The following is a 12,404-nucleotide window of genomic DNA, read 5'->3' on the forward strand; positions in this document are numbered from 1 at the left end:
CATCAGAAGATCATCATGCCGCTGCCATCGTCATAGTAGCTGTCGCTGCTGACCGAGTTGGGGTCGTAACCAATGGTGTCCCCCTCCTGGATGCCGCTGACGATCTGGGTGTAATCATCATCGCTGACACCGGTCTTGACGGCCACATAGACAAAGCCCTCGGGTGCCTCCATGGTGGCATCCGCCTTGGAAGCGCTGGGGGAATCCTGGGTCACCAGCACATAGCCGCCCCGGACGATGGCCGCATTGGGCACGGTCAGGGCATTGGCAGCCTCGGCCACCACGATCTCGGCATTGGCGTTCATGCCGGGCCGCAGGCCGTCGGTCTCGTCAATGCGGATGGTCACCGGGTAGGTGGTGGTGCCGCCGTTGGAAGCGCCCTTCATGGAGACGCGGGTCACAGTGCCCACATAGTTCTTATCCTGCACGGCATCGGCCGTGATCTGCACCTTCTGGCCCACAGTCAGGGAGCTGATCTGCAGCTCGTCCACATTGATGACCATTTCCAGATAGCTCAGGTCGTAGATGACGCAGAGGGTATCGCCGGATTTGACCGCATCGCCCACCTTGGCATCCTTTTCAATGATGGTGCCGCTGATGGGAGAGGTGACGGTATAGTTGGCCATGGTATCCTGCAGGTTCTGCAGGGAGATCTCAGCGCTGCGCAGGGTCTCAGAGGCCGACTGGATGCTCTCGGTCAGGTCATCGCCGCTCAGCTCGATCAGGATATCGTCCTTGGCAACAGTCTGGCCCTCCTGCACATGGATGGAGGTCACGGTGCCTGCGGCCTGTGCGGTCAGGGTACGCTCTGCCTGATAGCCAAAGGTGGCAGAGCCGATGGAGCTGACCCCGTTGATGGAGGCGGTGGCCGCCTGCGCGGTGGTCAGGCCACCCGCGTTCCGCACGGCAATGGTCACGGTGCGGGTGAGCAGGTTGCCGGTGCTCAGGGCATCCGTTCCGGTCACGCTGGTCACGGTGCCGTCCAGCTGCTCAAAGGTGCCGTCCAGCGTCACCTGGGCGGTCTGGCCCACGCTGAAATTGGCGGCATCAGCGGCGGGGAATTCCAGCGTCAGCAGCATTTTGGAGCTGTCGCGGATGATGGCGACCTCCTGCCCGCTGGTCACCTCGTCGCCCTTGGCGACCTTCAGGGTGCTCACGGTGCCATCCACCTCGGCACGCACATACTGGCGGTCCACCACCTTGTCATAGCTGCGCTGTGCCTGCTGCATGGCGATCTCAGCCTTTTCAAAATTGGTGGAAGCGTCCGAGCTGTCCAGCGTGTAGAGGATGCTCCCCTCATCCAGCACGTCGCCCTCCTCGAACTCGCCGGTGAGCACCTTGCCCTCCACCAGAGATTTCACGGTGTAGGTGTTGGCAGGGTTCAGGGTGCCGGTACCGCTCAGGGTGTTGGAGACATCCCGCACTTCAGGGCTGGTCTCCAGATAGCTGGGGTCCACGGCTGTGGTGCTGGCGCTCTTGGGCTTGAGCAAAAACACACCGCCCGCGATCACCACACAGACCACCGGCACGAGCCATTTCCAGTTCTTCTGCAAAAACAGCACCGGGGCCTTGGTTGTCTGTGCCGCAGGCGTTTCCGCACCCGGGTTCTCCGCGCCGTCCTTCTTCTTATTCCAGATCATCATGTTCCTCCTATCAGATTCAGGCCCGCCGGGGGCGGCCTGTCAGGTTCCTTTCCTATGTATAGGTGTAGTGTATCGCATTTTGCCCGGATACACAAGCGTCCAAATTTCGTTTGATCGCTTTTCAGCAAATTTTCACAGATTGTAAACCTTTGTGCAAATCGCAAGTTGACCTGTCTGCCGCTTTCTGGTTTAATCGGGACGTTGTTTGAACCAAACCAGAGGAGGATTTTTTCTATGAATCAGACCAGTAAGTTCTCGGTGCGCGATATCTGCTACGCGGGCCTGTTTGCCGCCGTCATCGCCGTGATGGCACAGATCTCCATCCCCATGCCGCTGGGTGTGCCCATGACCATGCAGACCTTCGCCATCACGCTGGCGGCTGTGGTGCTGGGCTCCAAGCTGTCCGCCATTGCCACGCTCGTTTATCTGCTGCTGGGCGCTGTGGGCGTGCCCGTGCTGGCCAACTTCTCCGGCGGCATCGATAAGTTTGTCGGCCCCACCGGCGGCTTTCTGATCTCCTTCCCCATCATGGCCTACATCATCGGCCTTGGCGTGGAGCACAGGGATGCTTTCAAGGGTGCTTTCCCCGTGGCGGTTGTCGTGGGCACCGTGGTCAACTATATCGTGGGTGTTATCCTGTTCGTGATCGTCGCCCACAGCACCGTGTCCGTGGCTGTTTCTGCCTGCGTTCTTCCCTTCATCCCCACCGCCATCATCAAGGCTGTGCTGGCCTGCGTGCTGGGCCTGAACATCCGGAAGCGGATCCCGGGGGTAAAAAAGGCATGAGCATCGTACTGCGCCCGCATCACCTGCTCTGCACCCAGGGCTACTCCGGCCATGGCTACAGCGAAGCCTTTGTGGAGCACATGAACGATATCGTCCATCAGCTGCGGGATGTGCCCGGGACGAAGATCCAGCTCACCTTCTCCACCGACACCCTCTGTTCCTGCTGCCCCAACAAGCTGGACACCGACCTGTGCGACACACAGGAAAAGGTCAAGCGGTACGACCGCAAGACTGTGGAGTATTTCGGGCTGGAGGAAAAGGAATACGACTACCAGGCCCTCATCCGGGAGATCGATGCCAAAGCCACCCCCGAGATGCTGGCCGATATCTGCCGGGACTGCTGCTGGTTCCCCATCAGCGCCTGCTGCAAGAATATCTGCGAAGGCAAATACGTGAAATAACATTTCCCCCTATACAACAGGCCGCCGTGCAGGATCATCTCCTGCACGGCGGCCTCTTTGTTTTATTCTGTTTCTGCGGCCTGCACCGTTACATAGACCCCGGCGGGGACACAGGCGGCCCAGGCATCCTGCTCGCTCAGCCAGTCGAATTGCTCGCACACATGGTCCGGGCACTGACTGTCGAGAAAGGCGATAGCCCCATCCTTTACCTGCAGATGCACGATATAATCGCCCACATCATACAGATAATCGTGGTCCTCGTCCAGCGGGATCGTTTCGGTGATGCCGTCGCCGAAATCGACCACGGCCACCAGCGGCTCCGCTTTGGGGGCGTTGGCACGGTACAGCACGAACAGGAGTGCTGCCGCGGCCAGCACCACGGCCGCAAAGATCAGGTTTTTCTGCCAGCTTTTCAGGCGTTTCATGCAGCGTACTTGCTTGCAGCTGCACCTGCAATGCGGCCAAAGACAACGAAGTCAGAGACAGCAGTGCCGCCCAGACGGTTTGCACCGTGGACACCACCGGTCACCTCACCTGCTGCGAACAGGCCGGGGATGATCTCGCCGTTCTCGTTCAGGACTTCGGTGTTGGTGTTGATCTTCAGGCCGCCCATGGTGTGATGAACGCCTGCGGTGACCTTGATGGCATAGTAGGGAGCGGTATCCAGCTTGTTTGCAAAGCTGGTGCGGCCAAAGTCGGGGTCATTCTTGGCCTCAACGTAGCCGTTCCAGGTGTTCATGGTCTCGGCCAGAGCAGCGCCGTCCACGCCGATCTGCTCAGCCAGTTCCTCATAGGTCTTGCCCTCGAAGGTGTAGCCCTTCTTGATGTAGCCCTGAATGACACTGGAATCATCGACCATCTTCTGGTCAATGATCAGCCAGCTGTAGCTGCCGGGCTGTGCGATCTCAGCGGCAGAGACCACGTCACGGGTGCCGACTTCATCAATGAAGCGCTTGCCCTCGGAATTGATCAGAACAGCGCCGTCGCCGCGCAGACCCTCGGTGATCAGAGAAGCGCTGTCGTACTGGACAGTGGGGTGGATCTGGATCTGGTCCATATCCACGGTGTCAGCACCGATGGCCTGTGCCATCTTGATGCCCTGGCCCAGGATGCCAGGGGCGTTGGTGGTCATAAAGCCCTTCAGCTCGGGCTTATACTCAACGACCATATCCATGTTTGCGCCGAAACCGCCGGAGGTCAGGATCACGGCCTTGGCGTTGATGGTAATGGTCTCACCGGAAGCGCCGGTGGCCTTGATGCCAACAGCAGCGCCGTTGTCATCGGTCAGGATCTCGGTGGCGGTGGTGTTCACCATGATCTGGACACCAGCCTTCTGGCAGTCCTCCTCCAGCAGGGGCACCATATAAGCACCCACGGAGACGACCTTGCCCTCCTCATTCACAGGGCGGTGGATTCGCTTGACGGATGCGCCGCCTGCAGAGGAGACGCTGTTCAGGGTGATGCCCTGCTCACCCAGCCAGTCGATGGCATCAGCGCTGTTGGAGCACAGGGTCTCCACCAGAGCAGGGTCATTGACACCCTTGCCGCCGATCATGGTATCCAGCTCCATCAGCTCAACGCTGTCAAAGTAGCCGGTGGGGTTGGCCTGGTAGGCAGCCCACTGCTCGGCCACGGTAGCAGCCAGAGCGGTGATGGTCTCGTTGTCAGCATACTTTTCAGCAGCGGCCTTCAGGGTCTTTTCGACACCTGCGCCCTCAGCGAACTCGTTCTCATCCTGATACACGGTCTTGCTGGCGTTCATGCCGCCGGTAGCGCGCACAGAGTTGCCGCCCACCATGGACTGGCTCTCCACGATGACAACGCTCTTGCCCTCGCTGGTGGCAGTCAGGGCAGCGGTCATACCTGCGCCGCCTGCACCCACGATGACGATGTCGGTATCAACAGTAGAGTCCTCAGCAGGCTCAGCGTTGTTCTCCACAGCGGTCTGGAAATCCTCAGGCTTCAGACCAGCAGCGGTGATGGCAGCAGCGGCTGCCTCCTTGATGGCATTGGAGGTGATGGTAGCACCGGACACGCCATCTACTTCGATGCTGCCGCTCTCGGCGATCTCGCCGGGCAGCTGCTCGATTGCCTTGGAGCCAACGCCCTCGGTCTCATCGGCACCCTCAGCGGTGCAGCCGGTGATCTTGCCGTCGGTCAGGGTCAGGGTAACGGTAACATCGCCGCCAAAGCCCTTGGCAGTGCCGGTAAAATCGCCGGTAGCACCAGCGCCGGTGGTGGAGGCGGACTTGCTGCCGCAGCCGTAGCCCAGCAGGCTCACTGCAACGACAGCAGCCATGGCCAGCGCTGCAATGCTCTGTTTCATTTTCGTATTTTTCATGGTTTCTTCTTTTTCCTTCTCAGTTGAACCAATGTTGCAGGCAGTTAGCCTGCGCGAACATATCTCAGCATAAAAAGGGGGCTGCCCATTCGGAAGGCAGCCCCCTTTGCCGAACTAGGAAAAGATCAGGCGTTGGCCTGTGCAGCAGCAACAGCGCAGGCAACGGTAGCGCCGACCATGGGGTTGTTGCCCATGCCGATCAGGCCCATCATCTCAACGTGTGCGGGCACGGAGGAGGAACCTGCGAACTGAGCATCACCATGGACGCGGCCCAGAGAGTCGGTCAGGCCATAGCTTGCGGGGCCTGCAGCCACGTTATCGGGGTGCAGGGTACGGCCCGTGCCGCCGCCGGAAGCGACGGAGAAGTACTTCTTGCCGTTCTCGATGGCCCACTTCTTATAGGTACCTGCAACCAGGTGCTGGAAGCGGACGGGGTTGGTGGAGTTGCCGGTGATGGAGCACTGAACGTCCTCCTTCTTCATAATGGCAACGCCTTCCATAACGTCGTTTGCGCCGTAGCACTTGACAGCAGCGCGCTCACCCTCGGAGAAGGGGATCTCCTTGACGACGGTCAGGGTCTGGGAGGGGATATCGTACTCGGTCTGCACATAGGTGAAGCCGTTGATACGGGAAATGATGTAAGCTGCATCCTTGCCCAGGCCGTTCAGGATAACACGCAGGGGGGTCTTGCGGACCTTGTTTGCAGTGCGGGCAATGCCAATGGCACCCTCAGCAGCAGCAAAGGACTCGTGGCCTGCCAGGAAAGCGAAGCAGGTGGTGTCCTCGCTCAGCAGACGAGCGCCCAGGTTGCCGTGGCCCAGACCGACCTGACGCTGCTCAGCAACAGAGCCGGGGATGGTGAATGCTTCCAGACCTTCGCCGATGGCAGCAGCGCACTCGGCAGCGTCGGTCAGGCCGCGCTTGACGGCGATGGCGGTGCCCAGGGTGTATGCCCAGACAGCGTTATCAAAGCAGATGGGCTGCACGCCGCGCACGATCTTGTCGCAGTCGATGCCCTTAGCGAGGAGCATCTCGTTGCAAGCGTCCAGAGACTCCAGGCCGTTGGCCTTCAGGCATGCCTCGATTTTCGGCATACGGCGATCCATAGATTCAAAAGTTGCCATGAGTTGTTCCTCCTCTCTTATTCCTCACGCGGGTCAATGTACTTGACAGCGCCCTGCTCCTTGCTGAAGCGGCCGTAAGTACCCACGTTCTTCTCGTAAGCCTCGTTGGGGGTCTTGCCGTGACGGATATCCTCCATCATCTTGCCCAGCTTGACGAACTGATAGCCGATGACCTCATCGTTGGCATCCAGAGCCAGCTTGTTGATGTAGCCCTCGGTCAGCTCCAGGTAACGGACACCCTTGGCCTTGGTGGAGAAGATGGTGCCGGTCATGGAGCGCAGGCCCTTGCCCAGGTCATCCAGACCTGCGCCGATGGGCAGACCGTCCTCAGAGAAAGCGGTCTGGCTGCGGCCGTAGACGATCTGCAGGAACAGCTCGCGCATTGCCACGTTGATGGCATCGCACACCAGGTCGGTGTTCAGAGCTTCCAGAATGGTCTTGCCGGGCAGGATCTCGCCAGCCATAGCAGCGGAATGGGTCATGCCGGAGCAGCCGATGGTCTCCACCAGAGCCTCCTCGATGACACCGTTCTTGATGTTCAGAGACAGCTTGCAGGTGCCCTGCTGGGGTGCACACCAGCCCACACCATGGGTGTAGCCGCTGATGTCCTTGATCTCATAGGCCTTGACCCATGCGCCCTCTTCGGGGATGGGAGCCGGACCATGCTTAGGACCTTTGGTGATCGGGCACATATTCTGTACTTGCTGCGAATAGGTCATAATCATACTCTCCTTTTGACAAATTGATGCCATTGGCAGGGGGTGTCCTGCCGTTTGCATTGACCGGCTGCGCCGCTCTCTTCCGCGCCACACCGGTACTACCACGCATGATTTTATTATAGAGAACCTTGGCGGAATTTGCAAGACGTTTTGCGGATTTTTTCACAAGCATTTTTTGCAGTTATTTGCTGCTAACTAGCACTTTCACCGCTTTCGCCGCCCAGTTCGTCACATTTCTATCATATTTGTCAAAAGGAATATCTTGCGCTGTCCGGTTCAGTTTTTTCTGGGCGGCTGTTGGGCCCTGACAGGCCGGAGCGCCCAGATGCACACAAAGCCCGCCGCCGCGCCTGCCATGGCCAGCCAGTGCCGCCCGGTGGCAAGACCCCAGAGGTTCGCCGCAAAGGGGAAGGCAAGGCTGCCCACGCTCTGCCCCAGCGCCAGAAAGCCGTAGTTCACCCCGGCGTGGGGCAGGCCGAACAGGTCGGTGGAGAGGGAAGGCAGCACCGCCGCCAGCGCCGAATAACAGAAGGTGAGCCCTGCGTACACAGCCACAACGAGCCACCCCTGCGCGAACAGGAAGGCCGCTGAAAGCCCCAGCGACACGCCGAACAGGATCAGGTCAGTGGGGCGGCGGCCGATCCGGTCGCTGAGCAGGGGCATCAGCAAGCGGCCCGCCGCGCTGCCCACGCTGCCCAGCACCACACTCCACAGGGCAGCGCCCTCGTCCAGGCCCCGCTCCATGCCCAGCTTTAAGATGATGGGGCTGAACAGCAGCACCGCCGGGGTGGAAAAGCAGACCGCTCCGGCACAGAGCCAGTACTGCTTTGTTCTGAGCATCTGCAGCGGGGCAAGGTCGAGGGCCGGGGTGCCCTTTCCCCTGCCCTGCTCCTCGGGTTTCTGCTTTGCCGGAGGCGGGTCGGTGAGCAGGGCACTGCCCACCAGGCAGATTGGCAGTGTGAGTGCCCCCAGCGCCCAGAACGCCCCCCGGATCCCCTGCACCGGGCCAAAGCCCTTCAGTGCCGTGCGGACGAATCCGGTCAGGAACGCACCGCTCAGGCCCACCGCGCCGCCAATGACCCCCGTGGCAAGGCCCTTGCGCCCGGCGTACCATTTCTGGGCGCAGGACTGGATGGACGGGTAGAGAAACGCCGTGCCCAACCCCGCCGGAATGCTGAACACTGCCCAAAACCATACCCCCTTCTCCCCGGGCAGGAGGGCCGCCGCAAAGAACCCGCCGCAGAGCAGGCCGGTGCCCCACAGCGCCGCGCAGCGCGGGCCTTTTTTATCCTGCAAAAAACCACCGATGACGCATCCCACCCCGAACGCTGCGATCAGGATGCCGAACGCATAGCCCGCACCGTCCTCGGTCAGGCTGAACTCGTCCATCACCGGCTGCTGGAACACGCCCCACGCCGCAGGCAGGCCCGTCAGGATCTGAATGGCCGCCCCCGCCGCCAGGATCGCCCAGGGGTGGCGCGCTGTAAACTGCTTCATCTGTTTTATCACCTCGTTCTGTCAGTGTGCCCTTTTTCATTGACAAAACGGCATGATTCTTTATAATTAAAGATGTTCAAATTAAAATAACTTCACCCTCTCCGTCAGTGCTGACGCACTGCCACCTCCCCCAAAGGGGGAGGCTCTGGCGGTTCTTTGAAAGGCCTCATCTGGGATTGCCCTTGGCTCTCCCTTTGGGAGAGCTGTCGAGCGAATGCGAGACTGAGAGGGTGAGGATGCTGAGAAAGAGGAACCAACTATGAAATCACAGGCATTGAAGGGTATGCGCGACCTGCTGCCCGCTGAGCAGACCCTGCGCGACTACATCCAGGGCAAGATCCTGGAGACCTACCGTGCTTCCGGCTTTGAGCGCATCTCCACCCCCATGCTGGAGGATATGGAGAACCTGGACAAATCCGATGGCGGCGACAACCTGAACCTGATCTTCAAGGTGATGAAGCGTGGAGACAAGCTGACCAGCGCCCTGGGATCCGGCGACCCCAAGCAGCTCTCCGACATGGGCCTGCGCTATGATCTGACCCTGCCCCTGAGCCGTTTCTACGCTGCCAACAAGGACAAGCTCCCCCACCCCTTCAAGGTCATCCAGACCGACCGCGTGTTCCGCGCCGAGCGCCCCCAGAAGGGCCGCCTGCGCGAGTTTGTCCAGTGCGACATCGACATTCTGGGCGACGAGAGCCCCAATGCCGAGGTGGAGCTGATCGATGTGACCGCCCGTGCCCTGCTGGGCATCGGCTTTACCGGCTTCACCGTGAACATCAATGACCGCCGCATCCTGCGCGGAATGCTGGAGAGCATGGGCTTTGCCGCCGACACGCTGGACTCTGTCTGCATCACCTTTGACAAGATGGATAAGATCGGTGCCGAGGGCGTGAAGGCCGAGCTGACCGAGAAGCAGCTGCCCGAAGCTGCCATCAACGCGCTGGCCGATTTCATTGCCGCCGGTGATGTGACACTGGAGTCCGTAGCTTCCCGCTGTGCCGACCCCGCCATTGCCGATGACCTGAAGTATGTGCTGGCCACCGCAAAGGCCATGGCTAACGGCCGCTTCGATGTGGCCTACTGCCCCAGCCTGGTGCGCGGCCAGGGCTACTACACCGGCATGGTGTTTGAGATCACCTGCCCGCAGTTCAGCGGTGCAGTGGCTGGCGGCGGCCGCTACGACAACATGATCGGCAAGTTCCTGGGCACCAAGGTGCCCGCCGTGGGCTTCTCCATCGGCTTCGAGCGCGTCTGCGGCATCCTGCTGGAGCAGGGTTACCAGATCCCCGGTGCCAAGCAGAAGATTGCCCTGCTCTACAACAGCGATGTGGACTTCCCCGCCGTGCTGGCCAAGGCCGCACAGCTGCGCGACACCTACAATGTCACCGTTCTGCCTCAGGCCAAGAAGCTGGGCAAGCAGCTGGGCCAGCTGGAGGCTTCTGGTTTCGCCGGTGCCGCCTTTATGGACAAGGATGAAGTAAAGATCTTCGCACAGCAGTAATGGGCGGGCGGCGGGAAGTTTCCCAAAGCAAGTGTCCGCTGGGGTGGGACCCTGTTGCCGCAGGCAATAGGGCGGGCGATGGAATGGCCCGTTTCACTTGCGCGGGAAAGCTTCCCGCCGCCCTTTGCAACAGCATATACAACAAAGCCCTCTCGGTCGATTGGCCGGGAGGGCTTTGTTTTGTGCGGGTCAATTACAGGTTGTACAGTTCCGTATACTTTTTGGTCAAATAATCCAGATAGTAGTGCGCATCAAAGGTGCCGCAGGCATTTCTGACGACCTCGGCAGGCTCCAGCAGGTGGCCGTACTGGTGCACCTTTTCCCGCAGCCAGCCGGTGACGGCGGAGAGATCCCCGTGGGCCACACCGCCGTACACATCGAATTCCTGCTCCATATTGTGGAACATCTGGGCACCGTAGGCATTGCCCAGAGCGTAAGACGGGAAGTAGCCGAAGGAGCCGCCCGACCAGTGGCTGTCCTGCAGACAGCCCTCGCGGTCATTGGGAACCTCCACGCCCAGATACTCCTTGTACAGCTCTGCCCACGCGGCAGGGACCTCCTTTGCCGTCAGGGTGCCCGCAATGAGCTGCTTCTCGATCTCGTACCGAACCATGACGTGCAGGCAGTAGGTCAGCTCATCGGACTCGGTGCGGATGAGGCTGGGCTCCACCTTGTTCACGGCGCGGTAGAACTGCTCCGCAGTCACATGTCCCAGCTGTGCGGGGAAGAATTCCTGCACCTTGGGATAGATGGCCCCGATAAAGGCGCGGGAACGGCCGATGAGGTTCTCGTAGAAGCGGGACTGGCTCTCGTGCACGCCCATGGACACACCGCCGGTCAGGCAGGTGTACTGCAGGTCATCCCGGATGCCCAGCTCATACAGGGCATGGCCGCCCTCGTGGAGAACGGAGTACATCGAGGAGGCCACATTGTGCAGGTCGTAGTTGGTGGTGATGCGGACATCCTTGTTGTTGAACTCCAGCGTAAAGGGGTGTTCGGTTTCTCCCAGGCCGCAGTGGCCGCGGTCAAGGCCCATGACCTCCATGAGATAGTCCGCAAACGCCTTCTGCTGCTCGACCGGATATTCCAGATGCAGGAAGCTGTCATCGATCTGGGGCTTCTCGCCGATGGCCCGGATGAGGGGCACCAGACCCTTGCGCAGGGTGTCAAAGAACACGTCCAGCTGTTGGGTGTCCACGCCCCGCTCATACTCGTTCAGCAGGGCATCGTAGGGCGCTTTTTCCGCATCATAATAGCCCGCGAACTTCCGGTTATACTCCACCAGCTCCTGCAGGATGGGGCAGAAGGAGGCAAAGTCGTTTTCTTCCTTGGCCTTGTGCCAGACATCACTGGCGCGGTTGGTCAGCTCGCTGTATGCCATATACTCCTCGGCGGGGATGCGGGTGAGCTGCCGGCAGCTGCGGCGCAGCTCCTCCACCTCGCGGCGGTGGAGGGTGTCCAGCGTCTCCCGCCGGGCATAGAGCTCCTCCACCAGTGCAAGGGTCTCGGGGGCGGTCATCAGCTTCTGCAGTTCACCGGCCAGAATGCTCAGAGCCACACCCCGGCCCTCGGCCGTGTTCTTGGGGGCCACGGTCACAGCGTCCAGATACAGGCTGTTGGAGGCGCAGTTGTAGGCGTACAGCTTCTTCTGCAGGGTCTCCAGCGCCCGCAGCTTCTCATTTTGTTCCATTGGGTGTTTCTCCTTTTTCAGTTTTTGGTGGGAAATGCCGGGTCATTCCAGAAAAAGCGCTTCCGGGCCACCGGGTCCGGGTCTGGGATCTCAAACGTATAGCGCTCCGTTGCATTGATGACCGTGGTCTGGCCGTGGGTGCACACCCGGGGCAGATTGGCATTATAGCTCAGGTGGACATGCCCGTGCACGAACCACTTGGGCTGGTACTCCTCCAGCAGGTCGTTGAAGCAGGCAAAGCCCTTATGGGCCCGGTCATTGCCATCGTTCAGGCCGGCCGCCGGGGAATGGGTCAGCAGCAGGTCGATGCCGCCCGCCCGGTGGGCCTTGAACCAGAGCCGCCGCATCCGGCGGCGCATTTCCCGCTCCGTATACTGGAAGGTCTCCTCACTGTTGTAGCGGATGCTGCCGCCCAGCCCCATGATGCGCAGCCCTTTCCAGACATACACCTGATCGTCCACACAGATGCAGCCGCCCGGCTCGCCCTCTGTGCGGTAGGAGCCATCGTGGTTGCCATGGACATACAAAATGGGGGCCGCTGTAAAATTTGTTATATATTCGAGGTATTTTTTGGGCAGATCCCCGCAGGAGAGGATCAGATCGACCCCAGCCAGGCGTTCCCGGGTGCAATAGTCCCACAGTGCCTTGGAGGGGGTATCGGAAATTGCAAGTATCTTCACGTCCGCAACACTCCGTTCTGTT

The 12,404-nt window shown here is 60.4% G+C and carries 11 protein-coding genes; 3 read left to right on the plus strand and 8 right to left on the minus strand.

All coding sequences use genetic code 11. The annotated features are described in order from the left end of the window. Positions 1-2: 2 nt before the first annotated feature. Positions 3-1,640 carry an HlyD family efflux transporter periplasmic adaptor subunit gene (locus J3353_RS03705; RefSeq protein WP_242699329.1) on the minus strand — a complete coding sequence of 546 codons (1,638 nt, stop codon included), beginning with the start codon at positions 1,638-1,640 and terminating at the stop codon, positions 3-5. Between the two features lie 237 nt (positions 1,641-1,877). On the opposite strand from J3353_RS03705, the gene J3353_RS03710 reads away from it, so the two are divergent. Both J3353_RS03710 and J3353_RS03715 read left to right on the plus strand, forming a co-directional pair. Further along, entirely contained in the window at positions 1,878-2,429 is a 552-nt protein-coding gene (locus J3353_RS03710) for a biotin transporter BioY (RefSeq protein WP_035394764.1), read from the plus strand. Continuing rightward, complete coding sequence (locus tag J3353_RS03715) at positions 2,426-2,830, plus strand: DUF1284 domain-containing protein (RefSeq protein WP_156072428.1); 405 nt, start codon at positions 2,426-2,428, stop codon at positions 2,828-2,830. Before J3353_RS03710 ends, J3353_RS03715 begins: the two co-directional genes overlap by 4 nt. A 62-nt stretch (positions 2,831-2,892) precedes the next feature. On the opposite strand, the gene J3353_RS03720 is transcribed toward J3353_RS03715, so the two are convergent. The 5 genes from J3353_RS03720 to J3353_RS03740 all read right to left on the minus strand — a co-directional run bounded on the left by J3353_RS03720 (position 2,893) and on the right by J3353_RS03740 (position 8,511). Continuing rightward, positions 2,893-3,255, minus strand: coding sequence for a NusG domain II-containing protein (locus J3353_RS03720; RefSeq protein WP_207684207.1), 363 nt, complete (start codon positions 3,253-3,255; stop codon positions 2,893-2,895). Then, complete coding sequence (locus J3353_RS03725) at positions 3,252-5,171, minus strand: flavocytochrome c (protein WP_207684208.1); 1,920 nt, start codon at positions 5,169-5,171, stop codon at positions 3,252-3,254. Before J3353_RS03725 ends, J3353_RS03720 begins: the two co-directional genes overlap by 4 nt. Positions 5,172-5,296: 125 nt before the next feature. Continuing rightward, on the minus strand, positions 5,297-6,295 hold the full coding sequence (locus J3353_RS03730) for a GGGtGRT protein (RefSeq protein WP_097801401.1): 999 nt from the start codon (positions 6,293-6,295) through the stop codon (positions 5,297-5,299). Between the two features lie 17 nt (positions 6,296-6,312). After that, positions 6,313-7,014, minus strand: coding sequence for an iron-sulfur cluster assembly scaffold protein (locus J3353_RS03735; protein ID WP_035394767.1), 702 nt, complete (start codon positions 7,012-7,014; stop codon positions 6,313-6,315). Between the two features lie 276 nt (positions 7,015-7,290). Further along, positions 7,291-8,511: an MFS transporter gene (locus tag J3353_RS03740; RefSeq protein WP_207684209.1), complete on the minus strand. Its 1,221-nt coding sequence runs from the start codon at positions 8,509-8,511 to the stop codon at positions 7,291-7,293. Positions 8,512-8,770: 259 nt separating this feature from the next. On the opposite strand from J3353_RS03740, the gene hisS reads away from it, so the two are divergent. Further along, on the plus strand, positions 8,771-10,012 hold the full coding sequence (gene hisS / locus J3353_RS03745) for a histidine--tRNA ligase (RefSeq protein ID WP_097773364.1): 1,242 nt from the start codon (positions 8,771-8,773) through the stop codon (positions 10,010-10,012). 193 nt (positions 10,013-10,205) lie between these two features. Here the strand turns inward: hisS and J3353_RS03750 are convergent, their stop codons facing one another. Together J3353_RS03750 and J3353_RS03755 are read right to left on the minus strand one after the other, a co-directional pair. Next, positions 10,206-11,702 (minus strand): carboxypeptidase M32, encoded by a 1,497-nt coding sequence (locus tag J3353_RS03750; protein ID WP_207684210.1) that lies wholly within the window; start codon positions 11,700-11,702, stop codon positions 10,206-10,208. A gap of 17 nt (positions 11,703-11,719) precedes the next feature. Next, the gene (locus J3353_RS03755) at positions 11,720-12,382 is read right to left on the minus strand and encodes a metallophosphoesterase (protein ID WP_207684211.1); all 663 of its coding nucleotides are present in this window, start codon (positions 12,380-12,382) and stop codon (positions 11,720-11,722) included. Between the last annotated feature and the right edge of the window lie 22 nt (positions 12,383-12,404).

It is taken from the genome of Faecalibacterium sp. Marseille-Q4137, from assembly GCF_017377535.1.
GTDB classification, from domain to species: domain Bacteria; phylum Bacillota; class Clostridia; order Oscillospirales; family Ruminococcaceae; genus Faecalibacterium; species Faecalibacterium duncaniae.